Source organism: Streptomyces griseus subsp. griseus, assembly GCF_000720255.1.
GTDB lineage: Bacteria > Actinomycetota > Actinomycetes > Streptomycetales > Streptomycetaceae > Streptomyces > Streptomyces griseus_I.
In genome coordinates this window covers 1-23,066 of sequence record NZ_JOJE01000039.1, presented here as the reverse complement: position 1 = coordinate 23,066, position 23,066 = coordinate 1, and the positions used below count along the sequence as shown (strand labels likewise).

Sequence of the window (23,066 nt, the reverse complement as noted above, 5' to 3'; positions counted from 1 at the left end):
CCGAACCGCACATCGTCGATCTCGTTCCGAACGACCCCGAGGGGGAAACCATGCCGTCCGCCCCGCATCGAGTTCTGCTCGCCGAGCCCCGGGGAGACTGTGCCGGAGTGCACCGGGCCGTCGAGACGGTGGAACGCACGCTCCGGGTGCACGGCGCGCCCGTGTACGTACGCGGGCAGATCATGCACGACGAGCACGCCGTGCGGGAGCTCGAGGGCAAGGGCGTCCGGTTCGTCGACTCCGAGGAGGAGGTGCCGACCGGGGCCGTGTGCGTCTTCCCCGCGCACGGGACGACCCCACAGGTCCGCGACAACGCCCGGCGGCGCGAGCTCACGGTCATCGACGTGACGTGCCCGCTCGTGGCCGAGGCCCACCACGAGGCGGTCCTTCACGAGCGGTTCCCGGGGCCGGCCGGGTCGGCCGGTGCGGGCAACCACCGCGCCGGCCGGAACCGCCGGAACGCGGTGCAGGTGATCGCGGGCCGCAGCGACCTCGTCCTAGTCGTCGGGTCGGCCGACTGCGGCAGCTCCCAGCGTCTCGTGGAGGTCGCCCGGGCCGTGGGCACCGACGCCCGGCTCCTGCCCGCCCCGGACCTGCTCACCTCCGCCTGGCTGGAGGGCGTAAGCACGGTGGGCCTCACGGCCGGCGCGAGCGCGCCCGAGGAACAGGTGGAGCGGGTGCTGCGCCGGCTGGCGGAACTGGGCTTCCCGGACGTCGAGACGGAGGCGACGGCCACACATGCGGTACGGCCGGGCCGGCCCGGGCGGTCGCGTGGATCGAACCGGGCGGTTGAGCCCGGGGAGTCGAACGAGGCAGGGGAGTGGGGAATGCCGCAGCAGCTGAAACGTTCAGAGGGACCGGGGCAGTCGGATGCGTCGGGGCCGCCGAGGCAGCCGGAGCAGTCGGGGGCGACAGGCAGTTCGGGGCGGCGTGTGGAGGCGGTCCTGGAGCACGGCGGCGCCGATGGGGAGACCTGCGGCAAGCTTCTTGATCGCGTCGACCGGCGGCTCGCGGAGTTGCTGAGCGCCGAGGAGACGCGCTGGAGTGCCGTGGACGCTCGCGTGGCGGTGCCGGTGGCGGTCGTTTCGGAGCTGATCGCGGCGGGAGGCAAACGGCTGCGTCCGCTGTTCTGCGTCACCGGCTATCTGGCGTCCGGCGCCGCCGCGGACGAGGACATGGTCGTCGACGCGGCGGCGGCGCTCGAGCTGCTGCACGCGTTCGCGCTCATCCACGACGACATCATGGACAACTCACCCACCCGGCGCGGCGCTCCGACCGTCCATGCCGCGTACACGGACCTCCACGCGCGGCGCGCCTGGGCGGGGGAGTCCCGCCGGTACGGGGAGGCTGTCGCCATCCTCGCCGGGGACCTGGCCCTCAGCTACGCGAACCGGCTCGCGGGCAGACTGACCGGCCCGGCGGCGCGGGTGTGGCACGAGCTGGTCACGGAGGTGATCATCGGCCAGCAGCTGGACATCGCCCTGGCCGCCGAGCTGGAGCCGGATCCGGATCTGGCCCGCTGGGTCGCCGTCTGCAAGTCCGGCCGCTACACCATCCACCGCCCGCTCGCCCTCGGCGCGGCCATCGCCGGACGCCCCGGGCTGCACGCGGCCTTCGAGGCGTACGGGGTCGCGGCCGGCGAGGCGTTCCAGCTGCGGGACGACCTGCTCGACGCGTTCGGTGACGCGACGGTGACCGGCAAGCCCACCGGCCTGGACCTCAGCGAGCACAAGATGACCCTGCTGATCGCGCTGGCCACTGCCAAGGATCCCCGGGTGGCCCGGCTGGTCGAGGACAGCCGCCACGCCGACTGGAACCCGGCCGAACTCCGTGCCGCTCTGCTCGCCTCCGGAGTGCGCGCGGATGTCGAGGAGCGGATCGACGCCCTGGTAGCCGACGCCCGCGCGGCCCTGGCGGACGCCGGCCTGCCGCACCACTGGCGCCTGCGCCTCGAGGATCTGGCCGACATGGTCGCCTACCGCGACCGCTGATGCCGTATCCGCCGCACCCTGTACCACCGCTCAGTCGCACGCACGTAAGGAGATCTCATGGGAAGCACGTTGCTGTACAAGCTGAGTCACAAGAACCGCGCGACGGCCCGTACGTCGATGGACAAACACGGCCTCCATCTCGGCGTCGTACCGGAGAGAGCCGCGCGCGCCCGCGGCGCCATGCCGCTCGTCCTCGATCACGACCTCGACGTCCTGCCGGAGGCCGGACGCCGGCTTACGGTCGCTCAACTGGCGGGCCATGTCGCGGACATCGCGAACCGCCTCGCCGTCGCCGGGGTGCGCCCCGGCGGCCATGTCGTGATCTGCAAGGCCCCCAACTTCGACCTCTGGCTGCTGGCGACGGCGGTGGAGCGCGTCGGTGCGGTCCCGGTCATGCTCTCGCAGCACCTGGAATCCGAGGCCGTCTCCGCGCTGCTGGACCGGCTGGAGCGGCCGCACCTGGTAACCGACGGGCCCAAGCTCCGGTCCCTGACCGAGGACGGTGTGGACCTGGCGGGGCTGACCCGGGGCGTGATCGGTGTGGGCGACGCCGGTCCGGGCGCGGTCGCGCTCGCCGATCTGGACGGCACGGTGCCGGTGCGGCCGGTCCTGCGCGGCCTGGACGAGCCGGCCATGATCACGCACACCTCCGGCACCACAGGACTGCCCAAGCTGGTCGTGCACACGCCGAGGACGATGCGGTCCCGGCTGCGCCCGCAGCTGCTCCTGCTGGGACTGATGAGGAAGCGGGGCACTGTCGCGATCCACCTCCCCTTCGGCCACTCCCGGACGTTCGCGGCGATGTCGCTCTGCCTCCTGAAGGGCATGCCGGCGCTGCTGGTGAACGACGGCACCCCCAACGCCGTCGCCGCGTTCTTCGCCGAGCGCCGCCCCTGGCTGATCGAGGCGCTGCCCAACTCCTTCTTGGCCTGGGAGGACCTGGCCGACGACGCGCGCCGCCCGTTCGCGTCGGTGAAGTACTTCAGCAGCACCTTCGACGCGATCCACCCGAGGACGGTGCGCCGGCTGCTGCACGCCTCCGCCCAGCGGGCTCAGTTCTTCCAGATCTACGGGCAGAGCGAGGTCGGCCCCGCGGCCGGTCGGCCGTACTACCGCCGGTTCGCCCACCGGATGGACGGTCGCTGCGTGGGCTACCCCCTGCCGGGCAGCGCCCGGGTGAGGCTGGTGAGCCGGGACGGCAGGCGGCCCTCGCAGCAGAACCCCGGCTTCATCGAGGTCCGCTGGGATGGGATAGCGAAGACGTACCACGGCGAACAGGAGCGCTACGACGCCAATGTGCACGACGGCTGGTGGCGTACCGGGGACGTCGGCTACCGCACCTCGTTCGGCTGCCTGCACATGCTCGACCGCGAGTTCGACGCGATCCCCGGGGTGGGCAGCACCCTGGAGATCGAGGACATCCTCCTGGACGAACTGGCGGAGCTGGCCGAGGTCGTCGTGGTGCCGGGCCCCGGGGCCAAGGCGGTCCCGGTGGTCTGCACCCACCGGGACGAGCCGCTGGACCCGGACCGTTGGCGCGCCGCCACGGCCGCGTACCCGCAGCTGTCGGATCCCGTCCAGATCCCGCTGGCCGAACTACCGCGCACGGCCACGCTGAAGACCCGCCGTGTCGAACTCTCCCGCCGCCTCGGGGCCGGCCTGTAGAGCCGGCCCCGGTAGTGGGGCCCGTGCCCGTGCCCGCGCCGGGCCGGGCCACCCCGCGCATTACCAGGCGCCGTGATCGATCAGGCCCAGGGTGAGAACGGCCACCGCGGTGGCCAGGAACACGATCCCGCCCACGATGTCGCGGGAGCCCACCCGCAGGTGGGCGATGATCGCGCCGATGAAGTAGAGGATGAGGCCGCAGGCGGCGAGAGTCCCCAGCAGCGGCACGGCGAGCCCGGCCAGCAGTCCCACGGTGCCCGCTGCCAGTAACATGCCCAATACCGGCACGTACTTTCGGGGTATCCCCTTCATGTCCGCCTGGGTCTTGGGGTATTCGTGGCCGATCAAGTACGTGACGGCGGCGGCACCGTTGAAGACCGCGCCGAGTATGGTGACCGTGACGAAGGCGATGTACACGTTCTCTCCGCTCTGTGGGGACAAAGTTGAAGCCGGCGACTCGATGTGCCATCGGTTGGCCGCGGGGGTGTGACAGTGGCCCGAACGCCTGGTAGTCGCTTCCCCAACGCCTCGACGTGTCGGTCCTGTTGGAGGTAGGGACGCTTCCCGTGCGCTGATGATCGTACATGTCGTCCCGGCGCGACTACTGGCTGTACGCACTACTCCTCGGGCGAATATAGGTTCGTCATAGATCCGCGGAATTCTGGTGCGTGAAGCCGGGCGTCGAGGATCTTCGCGAAGCCGTGAGTGAGAGTACGTCCGGCCCCCTGCAATACCGCTTTGACGGGCACAGGTTGTAGATACCGTCCAGGGGCGTCCACGCCAGGCCAGCAGGGGCATGAAATCGCAGGTCAGGGGGTCTGTGTGCCTGTGACGCTTTCGGGGGTGCGCCTGATGTGCGATCGCACCCCGTCCACCCGCCCGCACCAGGGGTGCGCGCCCCTCCTGGCGTGGCCGGTCATGTGAGGGCGGGGCTGGCGGCTCCACCGTGCGGAGGGCATGTCGATCAAGGGGATCGCGCGATACAGCGCCTTCGACACGCAGTCGGCCGGATGGCTTGAGGTCGCCAACCGGCGGGTGTGCGCAGTGGGCGCGGCGTCTGGGTCAGGAGAGCGATCATTTTTCGCCGACGGCCCTCCGGCATCGGCTGCCGTGGTCTGCCCGGGCACGCCGGTGAGGCTACAGTCGGTGATCAATCTGAGGAGTGTTTACTCAGATGCGACTACTTTGAGTAGCCGATTTCTGCATCCCACGCCCTCTTTTTGGAAGAGGTGTTTTAAGAAATCTTGGGGGATGCGTTTCGGCCATCTAGGGCTCACAAGGTTGTGCGAGGATCTTCGGAGATGCGACTCTCTTGATCGTAAAGAAAAACGGGTGGGGCGCGACAAATTTCAATGCCGCGCTTTCCCGCGGGGGACGGGGGTAGAGCTTTGGGTGTCGTGCCATGATACCGCTGAAGGGTTTCGGCTCGGCCGGATGTGGACTCCGCTCTTGATGTGCATCGGCGGGCCGGCCGCAGAGCGTCGGTGAATTCCGCTTCGGCTGCACGCTCTATCACCCGATGGATCGAAGAGATCGCGTTTTCACCAAGAAGCGCGACACCGTCCCGACGCTTGCGATGAGTGCTGTTCCCGTTGTCTGCCCGGTAGCCGCATTACTCATTCGTCATCGCAGCCCATCCGGATGGCGCGTCCGAGACCGAGACTCCAGTACCGCCGGTGGATTCAGCGCCACAGTGGCATGAACAAGTCCGGCGAGCAGGATGCGGTGCGGCTGGTCGAAGACTCCAGCCTGCTGCCAGCGGTCCAGGCGCCGCCAGCAGGTCTGCCCGGAGCCGAACCTCAGCTCCCAGGGCAGGAGTTGTCAGGCCATGTCGTTGTGGAGCACGTACAAGATGCCCTGCAGACACAGCCGGTCCGCCACCGTCGTCGTCCACGATCCACGGCCGAGTACTCACACGCCACGAACGGTCGAATCGCCCTACCGGTCACGCTCGACCAGAGCACTTCGACGAGATCGTGTCACGAGCTCTGAACGTGCCCTACCGGTCACGCTCGACCAGAGCACTTCGACGAGATCGTGTCACGAGCTCTGAACGTGGTGACAGTGCGTGGACTTCGGACCTGCCGGGACGCCCAGCGCATGGGCCGGGAAACAACCTTGGACTCCGGGCGGTTCACGCCCGGTGGCCTCACACGGGGCCCGTATGGAAGGAGAACACCATGGAGAACCAGCAGCAGCGCGAGGAGCCGTCGGTTCAGCAGGGCTACGAGCCGCCCGCGCTGACGGCCGTCGGGGAGTTTTCGGAGGACACGCTCGGCTTCGGCAGCGACCACTCCGACTTCCTCGCCAAGCAAGGCTGGTAAGAGACCGACCGACGCGAGGCCGACCGACGCTGATGGAGTGACATGAACACCGGGTTCGTCGTCCTGCCCGACGGTTGCCCCACCGACCCCAAGTGGCTCTTCGAGTCGCCGCAGGTCATGACCCACCCCTCGGGCAAGCCCTGGCTGGTCGGCCGGTGGGATGCGGACGAAATAGTCAGGGTCCAGGCGGGCTCGGTATGTGCGGTGGTGATCGGACACTGTCCAGTCACCACCGCACGGCTCATCCGGCTTGTCGAACGTGTGCAGTCGCCGTCCGATGCCAGTGCGCTGGCCCGGGAACTGCCCGGCAGCTACCACTTGATCGTCGCATCTCCCGAGGGGACGAGTGTCCGGGGCACCATCACCGGCCTGCGTCAGATCTTTCACACCCGGGTGGACGGACATCCCGTCGCGTCGGACCGTCCCGACACCTTGGCGCTGCTGACCGGCGCAGGCGTGGACGAAGGCGTACTGGCGGCACGGTTGGCGACCGGTGGCCTCCTCCCCGCTCCACTCGGTAGTGCCAGCGTCTGGTCCGGGATCCGCGCCGTCCCGGACGATCACTGCTTGCTCATCACGGGCGGCCGCGCGAAGGAAATCCCCTGGTGGCGGCCGCCGGAGCCCGAACTTCCGCTGGAACAGGGCGCATCGGCGGTCCATGCCGCGCTCGAGGAAGCCGTAGGCGGCCGCACCGTCGGCCAGGGGCTGCTGAGCGCCGATTTGTCCGGCGGCATGGATTCCACCGCCCTGTGCTTCCTCGGCGCCCGAAGGACCCCCGACCTGCTCACCTTCCGATGGGCGGAGTCGGACTCGGGAAACGACGACGCCGCCTTCGCGGCGCACTCGGCGGCCCTGCTGGAGCACGCCTCCCACATGGTCGTGGCACAACACGAACTGCCCGCCTTGTTCGCGCACCCCGCAGACCTGGCGGACACCGAACAGCCGTACCTCTTCACGCGGACCTTGGCCCGCATGAAACACACGGCCGGCCTTCTGGCCGAACGCGGCTCGCGGGCGCACCTGGCCGGGCACGGCGCGGACGAACTGTTCGGCAGGCTCCCCGGCTATCTGCACCGGCTGCTGCGCCGTCGCCCCCGGCTCGCGGTGCGCCACCTGCGCGGCTACCAGGCCCTCAACCGCTGGCCCCTGCGCGGGACGCTTGCCGAGCTCGCCCGCGCGGATTCCGTACGTGACTGGTGGCGCGGCCAGGCCGATTCCCTCACTGACCCGGCTCCGGCGCCCCGGCACCCGCCACTGGGGTGGGGCCTGATGCCGCTGCGTGCTCCGGCCTGGGTGACGGACGCAGCGGTCGACGCCGCCAGGTCGGAGCTGCGGAAGACGGCCGAGATCGCCCGCCCGTTCGCTGCTGATCGTGGCCAACATCAATTCCTGGTGGCCCTGCGGGCGACGGCGCCGGCGTACCGGCAGTTCGCCGGACTCTTCGGCCAGGCGGGGATCCGGCTTCACCAGCCCTACCTGGACGACCGCGTCGTGGAGGCTGCTCTGGCCGTACAAGTGCACGAGCGTTGCACGCCATGGGAGTACAAGCCCCTGCTGGCCGCGGCCATGCGGGACGTGCTGCCCGAACGCGTCCGCGCCCGAACCACCAAGGGCTCCTTCGACGAGGATCTTCGTGTCGGCTTCAGCCGCAGCCTTGACGAACTCCTGGAACTCTTCGCGGACTCGGAACTCGCCAGAGTCGGCCTGATCTCAGCGGACGCGGTCCGCACCCAGCTGCTCACCCCCCAGGCCAATCTGAACAGGAACTTCGCCATCGAGCAGCTCCTTGGCTGCGAAACCTGGTTCCGCGCCGCACGCAACCTCGCACGAAACGAAAGGCGACACAGACAGACATGAGCGGCACATTTTTTCTCAATCCGCAGGTATCCCTCGCCGAGACGGACGACGGAGCTGTACTTCTCCATGAACGCACCGGTCGTTACTGGCAGTTGAACACCACAGGGTTCTCTGTCCTCCGCGGCCTGACCAATGGCCAGACCTGCGAGCAAGCGGCTCAGACCCTCGCCTCTCAGTGCGCTATTTCCGACACGCGCGCTCGCAGTGACATCGCGGCCCTCCTGGCTTCCCTGTGCTCCGCGGACCTGCTGCGGGAGTGCCGATGAGCATCCCCGTGGCGCTGTCCCGCCGTGATCGGCTGCCCCCGCACCGCCGAGTGGTGCCTCTCTTGGCTGTGTCCGTCGCCGGAATCCTCAGCAGGCTCTCTCCATCCAGGCTGCGCGCGGTACTGGAGTTCGCCCGCCGCCGTGCCGCCCCGGCCACCGCGGACCAGGCTGCGGCGGCACGCGCAGCCGTGGTCGCGGTCAGCCTGCGATGCGCAGGACAGGCATGCCTGCAGCGCTCGGTGGCAACCGCCCTCCTGTGTCGGGCGCGCGGCACCTGGCCCACGTGGTGCACGGGCGTCCGTACGAATCCCTTCTCGGCCCATGCCTGGGTCGAAGTCGAGGGAGTTCCTGTCGGAGAACCGTATCCAGCGGGCCACTTCCGGACTCTCCTGGCGATCGGGCCTGCCGATGGCTTGGCTCCCAAGCGATCGCAATAGAATCGGAAGCATTCGGTGGTGTGATCGGCTGCGGATAGGCTTGTTGCATGAAGGAGCGGTTGCGGGGCAAATGGGGGAGCCTGCCACGGTGGGCACGATGGGTTCTTGGGGTGTACCTGCTCGGTTTCGCTGAAGGTGCGTGTGCTCACATCAGCGATTTGGTACGGGGTGGAATCCATGCTTATGCAGCGTTTCCGCACGCATTCATTCGGGTGTTTTTCGTGTGCCTTGTCGTTCTCGATCCGCTGGTCGTGGTGCTGGTGGGCCTCGTGAGGCGGAGCGGTATCTGGTGGGGGAGCGGTGTGATGACACTGGACGTCGCCGCGAACTGGATCAGCAACTGGCCGTCTGTGCAGGCGGACCCGTCGCAGCTGTTGCAACCGGTGGGGCTGACAGCCATCACCCTGTTCGGCCTGTTCGTACTGGTGTCATGTTTGCCTTTGCTGCGCGCAATGAAGAGTGCAGACGAGTCAGCGTCTCGCATGGAGGATCCGCGGAGCGGGCTCGACGCGACGAGAGTCGAATGAACTGATTCGCGTCGACAACGGACGTCCATCAGGCAAGCGTCCGGGTGGCCAGCCTGACCCGCCTTGCACACACATCAACGACCCAGAACACCTACCGTTTCGGATCGATAGATGCTGATGGGCACCGTGCCCGTCCGCATGCGCGAGCCGTCGTCATCGCGCGGAGTGCACTTGTTCGCTGACCAGATTCTCGGCGTACTCGACCAAGGCATTGATCGTGGAGTACTTCCAAGCGGCCATCTCGTCGATCTTCACACCGAGCTGATCCTCGATTTCGGCGACGATACTCATGGTGTACACCGAGTCCATCCCGTATTCCGCGAGCTCGAGTTCTGGGTCGATTTTCTCCGTCGGCAGTTCAAGGTAGTATGCCACCCGCTCGATGAGCCACGCTCGGATCTCTTCAAGCGAGCTATTGCGGTGCACCGTTGTCACAACGTGATCCATTCTCTGGTTTTCCTCGGTCAGTCGTTCCTCAGATGGGCGAGAGCATCGGTCAGCTCCTCGTGCAGGGGCTTCAACGTGGAAGCTACGAAGAGCTGCTTCATCAGCGAGCGTTGGATCTTGCCGCTGGTGGTCTTGCGAACGCGGCCCGGTCCGACGAACACGACGCTGGGCAGAGGGATGCTGAACTCGCGCACCAGGGTCCGCTGGATGTTCCTGGCCAACGCGCGGTAGTCGTCTTCGACCAGGCCGCGTGGTTTGATCTCCTGGACCACCACGACCGAGCCCTCGGGCGCGTCCAGCGTGAGGACCGCGCCGGCTCCGGTGGCCAGCCGTGGATCGACCGCGCGGACAGCCCGCTCGAGGTCGTGCGGATAGAGGTTGCGTCCACGGATGATCAGCACTTCCTTGAGGCGACCGGTGACATAAAGCTCGCCCTCGTGGATCACGCCGAGATCCCCGGTGCGGAAGAAGCCCGCCTCGCCACCGACGCTCTGGTTGAACATCTCGGCGTTCAAGTCGGCCTGGCCCCAGTACCCCTGGGCCACGCTCTCGCCTCGCACCCAGACCTCACCGACTTTCCCGTCCGGTAGCGCCGCACGTGTCTCGGTGTCCACGATCCGCACCCGTGACCGATCCACCGTTCCACTGCCGACGAGCTCGCGCCGTCCTGCCCCGGGGTCCGTAGGAACGAACTCTCCTTGGGCCAGCAGCTCGGCGTCGACCGTTGTGATCACCGGTCTGCCGTCGGCACGTGTCCCGGTGACCAGCAGGGTCGCCTCGGCGAGGCCGTAGCACGGCAGGAACGTCTCGGGCTTGAAGCCGGCCGGCCCGAATTTCTCTTCGAACTTGGCCAGGGACTGGGCTTGTACCGGTTCCGCCCCGTTGAAGGTCACCCGCCAGCCTGACAGGTCCAGTCCGCGGAGCTTCTCCTCCGAGACGGTTCGCACGCACAGGTCGTAGGCGAAGTTCGGTGCCACGGTGAAGTCGATGTCCAGCTCGTTGAGGAGCTCGAGCCACCGATAGGGGCGTCGGAGAAACTCGGTCGGCGAGGTGAGCACGGTACAACCGCCGAGGTAGAGCATCCACAGCACCTGCCCGATCAGCCCCATGTCGTGGATGACCGGCAGCCAGCCGAAGGAACGACTGTGCGGTCCGCCATCCGCGCATTCGCTGATCAGCTTCATGTTGCTCAATAGGTTCCGGTGCGTGATCACGACCCCTTTGGGGTCGCTGGTCGAGCCGGAGGTGTACTGCAGCAACGCCACCGTGTCCGGCGTCACATCGGGCATGGTCAGGCTTGCAGCGAGGGCGGAATCCATGGTGCGGACCGCGCCACAGGGCAGTGCAGCGCCGAGCTGGTCGGCAAGCCATCGCTCAAGCTTCGCAGCGCCGCTCGCATCGGAGAGAGCGATGCCGGTCTGGGCGTCTCGGACGATCTTGCTCACTCGGTCCTCTGACGAGCTGAAGCCTTCGGGCATGGGCGCCGGCACGGCGACCATGCCCGCATAGAGGCAGCCGAGGAAGCCGACGATGAAGTCCAGGCCCGGCGGGAAGCACAGCAGTACCCGGTCGCCTGACGCACCCCCCTGCTTGGTGAGCCAGCCGGCCGTGATGCGCGCCTGCGTGTCCAGTTCGCGGAACGAGAGTGTGTCGTTGATCCGGCCGTCACTCATATCCCGGATGTAGGCGAAAGCCTCCCGGTCGCCGTGGGCGTCGGCCTGTTGCCGTACGACGTCCACGAATGTGCTGGCAAGCCGCGCTTCCAACTTTGCCTCCAAGCCTTCCTGCGGTGCTGGTTGGCGTGCTAACGGATGATCGAGAGTAATTGGCCGCACTTAAGCGGCACTTAAGCGGCACTTAAGCGGGATGGAGTACTCGCAGCATCCGTGGATCCTGGGAACCGTACCCGAGGGGTGAGGGCTTCGCTGCTGCCCGGGGCTACCGAGCATCCTCGATCGCGCTGATTCGCACCTTCCGCGAGGTGCTTCAGTGGCATCGGTGGGTGGGTCATTGAGGCCTGCAATGATCGCAAATCCGGGCGCACTGAAGAGGTTTTGCATTCTTTTTACGAGGATGAAATGGGACATTTGTATCGAGAATGCGGTTGACGGGGTGCAATGCAAGTGTTTGGATGGCATGCGTCAAGTGATCGCTGTGACCCAATGCCAGCGGACATGACGCACTGCACGGGGGATGTGTATTTGCTGTGTCTCTGTATGTCGGATTCTCTCTGACTTCACTCGCGCCTTCCTGGCGAAGGGCCCCTTCCTGTACGAGCCCTCGCGCAGGTGCGTGAACTCATACCCGCTCTCTGCCCACTCGAAAATGCTGGTTCGACAGGGCAGGTTCTGAGGGATGGGTGATGCCGCGTTGTGCATCTTCCTGATACGGGTGTCGAACCATGCCTTCAAGTCATGGTCGAAGTTGGCTCGTTAGCGCTCTCTCCATCCAATAGCCGCGTTACGACTGTGAGGTGTCCCCGATGTCGAACCCCTTTGAGCAGGAAGACGGAAAGTATGTTGTGCTGAGCAACCAGGCTGGACAGCACTCGTTGTGGCCTAGCTTTGCCGAGGTGCCGGCCGGCTGGGTGGTCGTCCACGATGAGAACTCTCGACAGAGCTGCCTCGATTATGTCGAGCGCAACTGGACTGATATGAAGCCTCTCACTCCTGCTGAGTGAGCCCTTCCCCTCTTTCTGGAATCCAGCCCTGACCAACTCGGGTAGAGGCCTGGCCCGGCATGTGCCGCCCTGCGGTAAACGGCGACTCGGACGCTGCATCATCTCGCCCAGCCAGTGAGGCTTTCCGGCCTTTGGTGCGTTCTCGCGCGGGGCGATTGAGTCCTGGGAGTCTCGCCGTCCGATCCTTCAGTGACCGCAGGGCGGCAATGTAATGGCGCATGCGCGCGATAGGTATGACCCGCCACGTCAACGAGGCGAGTCAAGCAACGGTTTTTCTGCAGGTGCCAGCGCTGGGTGGGCTTGAAAGAGCCCCATCGGTATCCAACAGTCCGCTGGAGAGACGAAGCACATGATGGGAACCGAAGTGACCGAAGCCTCGAGGACTTCCCTGCCCCTGCTCGCTGCGCAGATGGGGGTGTGGGTGGCTCAGAAGCTGGAACCGGCAAGCCTCATGTTCAATGTCAATCAATACGCTGACATTGATGGCTCCTTGGACGTGGACGTTTTCGGATCTGCGCTTCGCCAGGTGCTGGCCGAGACTGAGGCGCTGCGGATCAAGATCGTGGAACAGAAGGGCGAGGTTCGGCAGGAACTGACCTCGGATTCCGACTGGACCCTGACCTACCTCGACCTCGCCGGCGAAGCGGATCCTGTCGGGAAGGCGCAGCAGTGGATGCGCGCCGAAATGACGCGTTCCTTCGATCTGACCACTGGACCGCTGTTCACATGGGCCTTGCTCAAGATCTCAGACCGTCGGTACTTCTGGTACCAGCGCTGCCATCACATCGTGATGGACGGCTACAGCTGTGGACTGGTGGCCCAGCGGGTGGCTGAGGTCTACACCGCGCTGACCCGCTCCGAACCCTGCCGGGAGACCAGGTTCAAGTCGATCACCCGGTTGCTGGACGATGAACGCGAGTATCGCAGCTCGCCGCAACGTGAGCACGATCGTGCTTTCTGGTCCCGCCAACCCGCTGCCGACGCTGCGCCGCTCCTGCTCGCCGGCCGCTCCGCAGCGCCCGCCGACGTTCCCCTGCGGGAAACGGCGTGCTTGGCCAAGGAGACCGTCACCGACATCTGCACCGCCGCTGGACTTGGCCAATCGGCTTGGCCCGGCGTCGTGTTGGCACTCAGCGGCGCCTACTTCGCCAAGCTCACAGGCCAAGAGGCCGTCACCCTGGAGTTGCCGGTGACTTCCCGGGCGACCGCGGTCCAGCGATACACCCCGAGCATGCTGTCCAACATTTTGCCCTTGACCGTTCGGGTGCGCCCTGGAGCCGGCATCGCCGAAGTATTGGCTGACGTCTCCAGCTCAGTTCGCGGCCTGCTGCAGCGACAGCGGTACCGGCAGGAGGATCTGCACAGTGACCTTGGTCGTGCCGGCGGGCAGCGCACGTTCGGTCCGACGATCAACATCATGTCATTCAACTATGACCTTGACTTCGCCGGACAACGCGCGGTTGCGCACCCCCTGACCAACGGCCCGGTCGGGGACTTGGCGATCACGGTCACTCAGGATCGAGGCGGTGCGGGTGGATCCGGACCGGCCGGTGGGCCGGGTGGAGGTCCTGGACGAGGCCGAGCGGCATCTGGTGCTCGAGCAGTGGAATGACACGGGCCGTGAGGTTCCTGATGGTGTGCTGCCGGTTCTGTTCGAGGAGCGGGTGGAGCGGTCGCCGGAGGCGACTGCGCTGGATTTGGTCGTCGCGCTGCTGGCGGTGCTCAAGTCGGGGGCCGCCTATGTGCCGGTCGACCCGGACTATCCCGCGGACCGGATCGCGTTCATGCTGAAGGACGCCGCCCCCCTCCTGGTGCTGACCACCAGTGGGACCAGGATCGAGACAGCGGCACCGGTCCTGCTGCTCGACGAGCCGGGGACCGCCGCGGCCCTGGCGGTCCACTCGGACACCGATGTGACAGACGCGGACCGGATCGCCGTGCTCACCGCCCGGCACCCGGTGTACGTCATCTACACCTCGGGTTCCACCGGCGCCCCCAAGGGCGTCGTCGTCACCCACGCCGGCCTCGCCAACCAGCTCTGCTGGCTCGCCGCGGAGACCGAGCTGACATCGCAGGACGTGGTGCTCGCCCGCACCCCGGTCAGCTTCGACGCGGCCGGCGGTGAGCTGTGGGCGCCGTTGGTCTCCGGGGCAGCCGTGGCCATGGCGTCCGCCGAGGCGACCCGCGACCCCGAGCAACTGCTCGCGTTCATCGGGCACCAGGGCGTCACGGTGGCTCAGTTCGTGCCGTCCCTGCTGGCCGCGATGCCGCTGGACGAGCGGGGCCGGGGCATCCGGGCGCTCCTCTCGGGCGGTGAGGCGCTCCCGGCGGCGCTGGCCAGGGAAGCCGCCGCGGCCTGGGACGCAAGCGTGATCAATGTGTATGGTCCGACCGAGGCCACCATCCAGGCGACGGCTGGACGGCTGGACGGCCTGGGCGACGACGCCGCCACCGTCCCGATAGGCCGCCCGGTGTGGAACACCCGGGTCTATGTCCTGGACGGATTACTCCGTCCGCTGCCCGACGGCGTTGCCGGTGAGGTCTACATCGCGGGCGACCAGCTCGCCCGCGGTTACCTCAACCGCCCCGCCCTGACCGCCGAGCGCTTTGTCGCCGACCCCTTTGGACCTGTCGGCGGCCGGCTCTACCGGACCGGCGACGTGGCGCGCCGCACGGCGGCCGGGCAGCTGGAGTACGTCGGTCGTGTGGATGACCAGGTGAAGGTGCGTGGTTTCCGGATCGAGCCCGGTGAGATCGAGTCGGTTCTGGCGGGTCATCCGCGGGTGGGCCAGGCCGCGGTGGTGGTGCGTGAGGACCGGCCGGGTGACAAGCGGCTGGTCGGATACGTGGTTGCCACGGCCGATGCCGGTGTGCTGGACGTTCAGGAACTGCGGGCATATGTAGCGGAGTTGCTGCCGGATTACATGGTTCCGTCTGCGGTGGTGGTGCTGGACGGCCTGCCGTTGACGCCGAACGGGAAGCTGGACCGTAAGGCTCTGCCGACGCCGGAGTTCACCGCTGCCGGGGAGGGCCGTGCTCCGCGGACGGTGCGGGAGGAGGTCCTGTGCCAGGTGTTCGCGGAGGTCCTCGGGGTTGAGCGGGTCGGTATCGACGACAACTTCTTTGAGCTGGGCGGCGACAGCATCCTGGCGCTCCAGGTGGTGGGCCGAGCCAAGCAGGCCGGTCTGGGCATTACGCCAAAAGATGTGTTCCAGCTGAGAAGTGTTCATGGTTTGGCGTCTGTAGTGACCGTCCTCACCGATGAGGGCTCGGAAGACCCCGACGCAGGGATCGGCGAGCTGCCGCCCACTCCGATGATGCGTTGGCTGTTCGACAAGAACGGACCGATTGACCACTTCCACCAGGCGATGGTGGTCCGGACCCCGGCAGGTCTCACTGTTGGTGATGTGCGAGCCGGGTTGAGTGCCGTCGTGGAGCACCATGACATGCTGCGGCTGCGTACCGTACACGGAGCGCCCGATGCAACGCCGACGCTCGACGTACAGCAGCGCGATGCGGTCGATTGCGGTGCCCGAGTTTCTCGGATCGATGTCCGCGGGCTGCCAGAAGAAGAAGTACAAGAGCTGACTCGTACCGAACTCGACTCCGCCGCCCAGCGGTTGGCGCTCGACGCCGGCATCGCATTCACGGTCACCTGGTTCGATGCCGGACCAACTGAGCGTGGCCGACTTCTGTGGGTCATTCACCACCTGGCCGTTGACGGAGTTTCCTGGCGGATCCTGGTGTCAGACCTGGCGGCCGCGTGTGCCGCAGCCGCAACCGGTGTGACGCCCTCGCTGACCCGCTCGGGTACGTCCTTCCGTACCTGGGCGACGCAGTTGCAGCAGCTTGCCATGGACCCGAAGCGCGTGGCCAACCTCCCCACCTGGACCGCGGCCCTCGAGGCCGGTGGTCAGAGCCTGGGGCCGGTTGCGCTCGACCCCGCTCGGGACACTGAGTCGACGCTTCGGAGCCTCACGCTTTCCCTGCCGGAGGCGCAGACCGCTGCTCTCTTGACGACAGTGCCGTCGGCCTTCCACGCCACCGTTCAAGATGCGCTCCTGGCCGGACTGGCCCTCGCGGTGGCGGACTGGCGTCGGCGCCGCAATGTCGGCCAGAGCACGGCTGTGCTGCTGAACGTGGAAGGACACGGCCGCGAGAGCCTGGCCGAGCCGGTCGACTTGTCCGAAACCGTGGGGTGGTTCACCAGCCTCTATCCGATGCTGTTGGACCCCGGCGAGGTCGACTGGCCAGACATCTGGGCCGGCGGGGACGACCTGGGCCGCGCCTTCAAGCGGGTCAAGGAACAGGTACGCGAATTCTCCGAGAACGGCACCGAATTCGGCCTGCTGCGATATCTCAACGCAGAGACCGGAGCCGAGCTGTCTGCCCTGCCGACGCCCCAGATCGGCTTCAACTACCTGGGCCGGTTCGACGTCTCCTCCGCCCCGGACAGCGGTGACTGGGCGGCAGTACCGGAGTTCGGACTTGTTGGCGGCGGTGACGCCTCGATGGCTGTGGCCCACGCGATCGAGATCAACGCCGTCACCGAGAACCATGCCGACGGCGCACGCCTCACGGTCCGCTGGACCTGGCCGCAGGCCCTGTTCTCAGACGCGACCGTGCACGACCTGGCCGAAACCTGGTTCCGAGTGCTCGACGCGCTTGCCGCACACGGGCATCGCCCCGACGCGGGCGGCCACACACCGTCCGACCTCTCCCTGGTGGATCTGAGCCAGAGCGAAATCGACGCTTTCGAAAGTGAACTTGACTCTGAGTGGGGGACCTGGTGACTGGCCGGCCGCGTATCCAAGACATTCTGCCTCTGACGCCGTTCCAGGAGGGCCTGCTCTTCCACTCTCTCTTCGACCTCACCGACACGGATGTGTACACGGCCCAGTGGGCGTTTGATCTGAAGGGCCCGCTGGATACCGCTACCCTGCGGGCTGCGGCCGAGACGCTGCTCCGGCGGCACCCGAACCTGCGTGCCTCGTTCCGGCAGAGGAAGACCGGCGAACCCGTCCAGGTGATCCCGACCGAGGTGCCGCTCCCATGGCGGGAGATTGACCTCAGCGCACAGGACTGGGCACAGGCGGAACGTGAAGCGGCCCGGCTGCTGATCGAGGACCGTGTGAGCCGCTTCGACCTGGCCCGGCCGCCCCTGCTTCGGTTCACCCTGATCCGGATCACACCGGACTTGCACCGCCTGGTCTTGAGCAACCATCACCTCATCCTCGACGGATGGTCAATGCCGCTGTTCATGCGAGAGTTCTTCGCTCTGTACATGAACCGGTGCGATGAATCGGCTCTTCCGCACGTGACGCCGTATCGCGACTTTCTGTCCTACCTCGCGAATCAGGATGACGAGGCTGGGCGCAAGGCTTGGAGCGCGGAACTCGCCGACTTGGATGGGGCGACCCTGGTGGCCCCGGGTGAGACCCACCAGGCCTCAGTGATGCCTGAGCGAATCCCGGTCGAATTGTCGGCCGAGGAGACTGCTGCCTTGACCCACCGCATGCGCACCTGCGGCCTGACCCTGAATACCGCGATCCAAGGGGCCTGGGGGATCATCCTCAGCCAGCTGACCGGACGCGACGACGTCACCTTCGGCGCTACGGTCTCCGGCCGTTCCCCAGAACTGACCGGCTCCGCCTCGATGATCGGCATGCTGATCAACACGGTCCCGGTACGCATGCGGGTCGTGCCCTCCGAGTCACTCCTGGTCGGGCTGCAGCACCTGCAGGACAGCCAGTCGCAGCTGATCCAGCACCACCACCTCGGCCTGTCGGAACTGCACCGCATGGCCGGGACGAACGAGCTGTTCGACACCTGTATCGTCTTCGAGAATTATCCGGTGGACCCGCAAGCCCTCGACTTGACGAGCGTCGGGCTGCAGGTGGTGTCCATTGAGGTCAAGGATGCCGCGCATTATCCGCTTCGGCTGGTCGTAGCTCCCGGAGAACGTCTCCGGCTGTGGCTGGACTACCGCCCTGACCTGTTCGACCAGGCGAGCGTCGAGCGGATCATGCGCCGGCTCTGGATTTGGTCGTCGCGCTGCTGGCGGTGCTCAAGTCGGGGGCCGCCTATGTGCCGGTCGACCCGGACTATCCCGCGGACCGGATCGCGTTCATGCTGCAGGACGCCGCCCCGATGTGCGTGATCACCGTCGAGGACAGCGGGGTCGAGCTGCCGGCCGGCACCGTCCCGCTCGTCCTCGACGCTCCGGTGGCAGTGGACCGGCAGGCCGTTCTCAGCCCCGAGAACCTTTCCGATGCGGAGCGGCTCGCTCCGCTGGATGCGTCGGCTCCGGCGTATGTGATTTTCACGTCGGGTTCGACGGGACGCCCCAAGGGCGTCGTCGTGGAACACCGGGGGATTGTGAACCGGTTGTTGTGGATGCAGGACCGGTTCGGCTTGATGGCTGATGATCGGGTTTTGCAGAAGACGCCGTCGGGCTTTGACGTGTCGGTGTGGGAGTTCTTCTGGCCGTTGATCGTGGGTGCGGGGCTGGTGGTGGCCCGGCCCGGTGGGCATCGGGATCCGGCGTATGTGGCCCGGCTGATCGTTGAGGAGCGGGTCACGACGGTGCATTTCGTGCCGTCGATGCTGCAGGTGTTCTTGCAGGAGCCCGCGGCGGGGCAGTGCGGTGGGCTGCGGCGGGTGGTGTGCAGTGGTGAGGCGCTGCCGTCGGAGGTGGTCGATCGCTTCCACCAGGTGCTGGATGCGCCGCTGTTCAACCTGTACGGGCCGACGGAAGCGTCGGTGGACGTCTCCTGGTGGGAGTGCCAGACCCCGGCCGGGACGAGCGTGCCGATCGGGCGGCCGGTGTGGAACACACAGCTGTACGTCCTGGACGCCGGCCTGTCCCCGGTACCGGTCGGTGTGGCCGGTGAGTTGTACATCGCCGGTGTGCAGCTGGCACGGGGTTACCTCAACCGTCCGGGACTGACTGCGGAGCGCTTCGTCGCCGACCCCTTCGGGACGCCTGGCTCGCGCATGTACCGCACCGGGGACCTGGTGCGGTGGAACGCCGCCGGGGAGATCGAGTACCTCGGCCGCATCGACGACCAGGTCAAGATGCGGGGCTTCCGCATCGAGCTCGGCGAGATCGAATCCGTCCTCGCTGGGCACCCGGACGTCGCCCATGCCGCGGTGATCGTCCGCGAGGACCGGCCCGGTGACAAGCGCCTCGTCGGATACGCCGTCCCCACCGCCGGTGCAGCACTCGAACCGCAGGCCCTGCGCGCCCATGCGGCGAAGGCGGTACCGGACTACATGGTCCCCTCCGCCGTTCTCGTTCTTGACGCACTGCCGTTGACGCCGAACGGAAAGCTGGACCGGCGGGCCCTGCCAGCACCCGAATTCACCGCTGACAGCACCGGCCGTGCGCCACGCACCCCACAGGAGAAGCAGCTGTGTGAGCTGTTTGCGGAAGTGCTTGGGGTCGACGAGGTCAGCGTCGATGACAGCGGGCGGTGGAGCGTCCGGAGCGGGTGCCGGTGTCGTTCGCCCAGCGTCGGTTGTGGTTCTTGAACCGGTTGGAGGGGCCGAGCGCGACGTACAACATTCCGTTGGTGGTACGGCTGCGGGGTGAGCTGGATGTTGCCGCGTTGAAGATGGCGTTGGTGGATGTGGTGGGCCGGCACGAGAGTCTGCGGACGGTGTTCGCGGAGGCGGACGGCCAGCCGTACCAGCGGGTGCTGAGCGTCGAGGAGGCCGCGCCGGCACTGGTGGTGCGGGAGAGCTCTGCGGAGAGGCTGGCCGCTGATGTCGCGGATGCCTCGGCGTACGTGTTCGACCTGGAGTCTGAGATTCCGGTACGGGCGTGGGCTTGCCGAACGGCTGTGGATGAGTGGGTGTTGGTCGCGGTGGTGCATCACATCGCGGGTGATGGTTGGTCGTTGGGGCCGTTGGCGCGGGATCTGGCGGTGGCGTACGGGGCGCGGTGTGAGGGTGCGGCTCCGCGGTGGGAGCCGTTGCCGGTGCAGTACGCGGATTACACGTTGTGGCAGCGTGGTCTTGCCCGTGAGCGTGGGGCGAGTGTGTTCATGGTGGTGCAGGCCGCGGTGGCGGGTCTGCTGTCCCGGTTGGGTGCGGGTGCGGACATTCCGATCGGCTCTCCGGTGGCGGGTCGCTTGGATGAAGCGCTTGATGACCTGGTCGGGTTCTTCGTGAACACGCTGGTCCTGCGGGCGGACGTATCGGGTGACCCGTCGTTTGCGGAACTGGTGGAGCGGGTTCGGGAAACCGACCTCAGGGCCTTCGCGGCACAGGACGTGCCGTTCGAGCGCCTCGTCGAGGTGTTGAACCCGGTTCGCTCGATGGGCCGACACCCGCTGTTCCAGGTCGCGTTGGCCTTCCAGAACGCGCCGGTGTCGGACTTGGTGATGCCGGGCCTGGACGTCACGGTCGAACCCGGCGGGACGCAGGCGGCGAAGTTCGACCTGTCCTTCAACCTCGCCGAGACGTTCACCGGTGAAGGCGAACCGGCCGGGATTACGGGTGGAATCGAGTTCGCGACGGACCTGTTCGACCGGTCGACGATCGAGCGGATGGCCGGCTGGCTGACCCGGTTCCTGGAGCAGGTGCTGGCGGCCCCGGAGCGGCCGGTCAGCCGGGTACGCATCCTCGACGACACCGAACTCGGTCAGGTGCTCCAGGACTGGAACAACACGGGCGGGGAGATCCCCGGCGGGGTGCTGCCGGTGCTGTTCGAGGAGCAGGTCGCCCGGACGCCGGATGCCACGGCGCTGGTGTTCGAGGGTGTGGAGCTGTCGTATCGCGGGTTGAATGAGCGGGCGAACCGGCTGGCCCGGCTGTTGGTCGAACAGGGCGCGGGCCCGGAGCGGTTCGTCGCGGTCTCCCTGCCCCGGTCGACAGACCTGGTGATCGCGCTGCTGGCGGTGGTGAAGACGGGCGCGGCGTATGTGCCCATCGACCCGGACTATCCGGCCGACCGGAACGGGGCGGCCGAAGGGCGTGGTGGTCGAGCACCGGTCGGTGGGGAATCTACTGGCGTGGGCAGACCGCAGGTTCGACTTTGGGCAGTTGTCCCGGGTGGTGGCCTCCACGTCGCTGAACTTCGACGTTTCCGTGTTCGAGATCTTCGGCCCGCTGGTGGCCGGCGGCAGCATCGAGGTCGTTCGAGACCTGCTGTCCCTGGCCGATCTCGAGCCAGGTGCGCTGGCCGGGAGCCTGGTCAGCGGTGTGCCCTCGGCCTTCTCCCATCTGCTGGCCGGCACCCTGGGCGATGCCCGCCCGCGGGCGGTGGCCCTGGCCGGTGAGGCCCTGGCCGCGCACACGGTCCGTGACATCCAGGCGGCGATGCCCGGGGCCCGGGTGGCGAACATCTACGGCCCGACAGAAGCGACCGTCTACACCACGTACTGGCACTCCGATGCCGACACCGGCATCGACACCACCCCGCCGATCGGCCGTCCGATCGACAACGTCTCCACCTACGTCCTCGATGCCGGCCTGTTCCCGGTGCCGGTGGGTGTGGCCGGTGAGTTGTACATCGCCGGTGACGGTCTGGCACGGGGTTACCTGAACCGTCCGGGTCTGACTGCGGAGCGCTTCGTCGCCGACCCCTTCGGGGAGCCCGGCTCGCGCATGTACCGCACCGGGGACCTGGTGCGGTGGAACGCCGCCGGGGAGATCGAGTACCTCGGCCGCATCGACGACCAGGTCAAGATGCGGGGTTTCCGGATCGAGTTGGGCGAGATCGAGTCCGTCCTGGCCGCCCACCCCGACGTCGCGCAGGTTGCGGTGGTCGTGCGCGAGGACCGGCCCGGTGACAAGCGGCTGGTCGGCTACGTGGTCCCGGCGGCCGGTGCGGTAGTCGAACCGCAGGCGTTGCGTGCGCATGTGGCGAAGGCGGTGCCGGAGTACATGGTGCCCTCGGCCGTGATGGTGCTGGACGCGTTGCCGTTGACGCCGAACGGGAAGCTGGACCGACGGGCCCTGCCCGCACCCGAGTTTGCCGCCGACGGCATGGGCCGTGCTCCGCGCACGCAACAGGAGGAGGTCCTGTGCCAGGTGTTCGTCGATGACAACTTCTTCGAGTTGGGTGGGCATTCGCTGCTGGCGACGCGTTTGGTCAGGCGGGCGGTGGAGCGTCCGGAGCGGGTGCCGGTGTCGTTCGCCCAGCGTCGGTTGTGGTTCTTGAACCGGTTGGAGGGGCCGAGCGCGACGTACAACATCCCGCTCGTGGTACGGCTTCGCGGTGAGCTGGATCTGAAGGCGCTGGATCGGGCGTTCGCGGATGTGGTGGGCCGGCATGAGAGCCTGCGGACGGTGTTCGCGGAGGCGGACGGTCAGCCGTATCAGCGGATCTTGTCGCTGGAGGAGGCGGCGCCGACGCTGGTGGTGCGGGACAGTGACTACGAGCGGATCTCGGCTGACATCGCGGTGGCGTACGGGGCGCGGTGTGAGGGTGCGGCTCCGCGGTGGGAGCCGTTGCCGGTGCAGTACGCGGATTACACGTTGTGGCAGCGTGAGCTGCTGGGTGACGAGGGTGACGCGGACCAGGTGGAGTTCTGGCGAGATGAACTCGCCAGTGTTCCGGAACAGCTGGCGCTCCCGTTCGATCGCCCGCGGCCACTGCTCGCGTCGTATCAGGGCGATGTTGTGGAACTTGAGTTCGATGCGGCGGTGCACCGGAACGTGGTGGGTCTTGCGCGAGAGTGCGGGGCGAGTGTGTTCATGGTGGTGCAGGCCGCGGTGTCGGGTCTGCTGTCGCGGCTGGGCGCGGGTACGGACATTCCGATCGGTTCTCCGGTGGCGGGCCGTCTGGACGAGGCGCTGGATGATCTGGTCGGGTTCTTCGTGAACACGCTGGTCCTGCGGGCGGACGTGTCGGGTGATCCGTCG

15 protein-coding genes and 2 pseudogenes are annotated in these 23,066 nt (G+C 67.3%); 14 read left to right on the top strand and 3 right to left on the bottom strand.

Annotated features, from left to right (window positions below):
- Positions 1 to 50: 50 nt before the first annotated feature.
- Together IG99_RS46470 and IG99_RS34955 are read left to right on the top strand one after the other, a co-directional pair.
- The gene (locus IG99_RS46470; RefSeq protein ID WP_078948098.1) at positions 51 to 1,991 is read left to right on the top strand and encodes a polyprenyl synthetase family protein; all 1,941 of its coding nucleotides are present in this window, start codon (positions 51 to 53) and stop codon (positions 1,989 to 1,991) included.
- A gap of 117 nt (positions 1,992 to 2,108) precedes the next feature.
- Positions 2,109 to 3,656, top strand: coding sequence for a class I adenylate-forming enzyme family protein (locus IG99_RS34955; RefSeq protein WP_037681543.1), 1,548 nt, complete (start codon positions 2,109 to 2,111; stop codon positions 3,654 to 3,656).
- A gap of 60 nt (positions 3,657 to 3,716) precedes the next feature.
- Here the strand turns inward: IG99_RS34955 and IG99_RS34950 are convergent, their stop codons facing one another.
- Positions 3,717 to 4,073 carry a DoxX family protein gene (locus IG99_RS34950; protein WP_037681359.1) on the bottom strand — a complete coding sequence of 119 codons (357 nt, stop codon included), beginning with the start codon at positions 4,071 to 4,073 and terminating at the stop codon, positions 3,717 to 3,719.
- Positions 4,074 to 5,836: 1,763 nt separating this feature from the next.
- Between IG99_RS34950 and IG99_RS48095 the strand changes: the two genes are divergently transcribed.
- The 5 genes from IG99_RS48095 to IG99_RS34935 are packed head-to-tail and all read left to right on the top strand — an operon-like array spanning position 5,837 to position 9,067.
- Positions 5,837 to 5,980, top strand: coding sequence for a lasso RiPP family leader peptide-containing protein (locus IG99_RS48095; protein WP_107056093.1), 144 nt, complete (start codon positions 5,837 to 5,839; stop codon positions 5,978 to 5,980).
- Between the two features lie 42 nt (positions 5,981 to 6,022).
- Positions 6,023 to 7,837 carry an asparagine synthase-related protein gene (locus tag IG99_RS34945; protein ID WP_037681358.1) on the top strand — a complete coding sequence of 605 codons (1,815 nt, stop codon included), beginning with the start codon at positions 6,023 to 6,025 and terminating at the stop codon, positions 7,835 to 7,837.
- Positions 7,834 to 8,103 (top strand): lasso peptide biosynthesis PqqD family chaperone, encoded by a 270-nt coding sequence (locus IG99_RS34940; protein ID WP_037681356.1) that lies wholly within the window; start codon positions 7,834 to 7,836, stop codon positions 8,101 to 8,103. The genes IG99_RS34945 and IG99_RS34940 overlap by 4 nt, the downstream gene beginning before the upstream one ends.
- A complete protein-coding gene (locus IG99_RS46460) occupies positions 8,100 to 8,540 on the top strand; it encodes a lasso peptide biosynthesis B2 protein (RefSeq protein ID WP_078948096.1) in 441 nt (146 codons plus the stop codon). The genes IG99_RS34940 and IG99_RS46460 overlap by 4 nt, the downstream gene beginning before the upstream one ends.
- A 47-nt stretch (positions 8,541 to 8,587) precedes the next feature.
- Entirely contained in the window at positions 8,588 to 9,067 is a 480-nt protein-coding gene (locus IG99_RS34935; RefSeq protein ID WP_051866252.1) for a hypothetical protein, read from the top strand.
- Between the two features lie 153 nt (positions 9,068 to 9,220).
- On the opposite strand, the gene IG99_RS34930 is transcribed toward IG99_RS34935, so the two are convergent.
- Both IG99_RS34930 and IG99_RS34925 read right to left on the bottom strand, forming a co-directional pair.
- Positions 9,221 to 9,514 carry an acyl carrier protein gene (locus IG99_RS34930; protein WP_051866249.1) on the bottom strand — a complete coding sequence of 98 codons (294 nt, stop codon included), beginning with the start codon at positions 9,512 to 9,514 and terminating at the stop codon, positions 9,221 to 9,223.
- Between the two features lie 17 nt (positions 9,515 to 9,531).
- Entirely contained in the window at positions 9,532 to 11,280 is a 1,749-nt protein-coding gene (locus IG99_RS34925) for a fatty acyl-AMP ligase (protein WP_037681354.1), read from the bottom strand.
- Positions 11,281 to 11,996: 716 nt separating this feature from the next.
- On the opposite strand from IG99_RS34925, the gene IG99_RS46455 reads away from it, so the two are divergent.
- The 7 genes and pseudogenes from IG99_RS46455 to IG99_RS52395 form a co-directional block, all read left to right on the top strand.
- Positions 11,997 to 12,194, top strand: a complete 198-nt coding sequence (locus IG99_RS46455) for an MbtH family protein (RefSeq protein WP_078948093.1) — start codon at positions 11,997 to 11,999, stop codon at positions 12,192 to 12,194.
- A gap of 349 nt (positions 12,195 to 12,543) precedes the next feature.
- Entirely contained in the window at positions 12,544 to 13,806 is a 1,263-nt protein-coding gene (locus IG99_RS34920) for a condensation domain-containing protein (protein WP_037681352.1), read from the top strand.
- Positions 13,721 to 16,987: a non-ribosomal peptide synthetase gene (locus IG99_RS34915; protein WP_051866245.1), complete on the top strand. Its 3,267-nt coding sequence runs from the start codon at positions 13,721 to 13,723 to the stop codon at positions 16,985 to 16,987. Before IG99_RS34920 ends, IG99_RS34915 begins: the two co-directional genes overlap by 86 nt.
- A complete protein-coding gene (locus IG99_RS46450) occupies positions 16,972 to 18,354 on the top strand; it encodes a condensation domain-containing protein (RefSeq protein ID WP_078948091.1) in 1,383 nt (460 codons plus the stop codon). The genes IG99_RS34915 and IG99_RS46450 overlap by 16 nt, the downstream gene beginning before the upstream one ends.
- Positions 18,237 to 19,661 (top strand): annotated as a pseudogene (locus IG99_RS52405) (amino acid adenylation domain-containing protein); the annotation flags it as partial. The gene IG99_RS46450 and the pseudogene IG99_RS52405, both read left to right, overlap by 118 nt.
- A gap of 8 nt (positions 19,662 to 19,669) precedes the next feature.
- A pseudogene (locus IG99_RS52400) lies at positions 19,670 to 21,094 on the top strand (condensation domain-containing protein); the annotation flags it as partial.
- 25 nt (positions 21,095 to 21,119) lie between these two features.
- Positions 21,120 to 23,066: condensation domain-containing protein (locus IG99_RS52395; RefSeq protein WP_234312061.1), on the top strand; the 1,947-nt coding region annotated here is incomplete at its 3' end.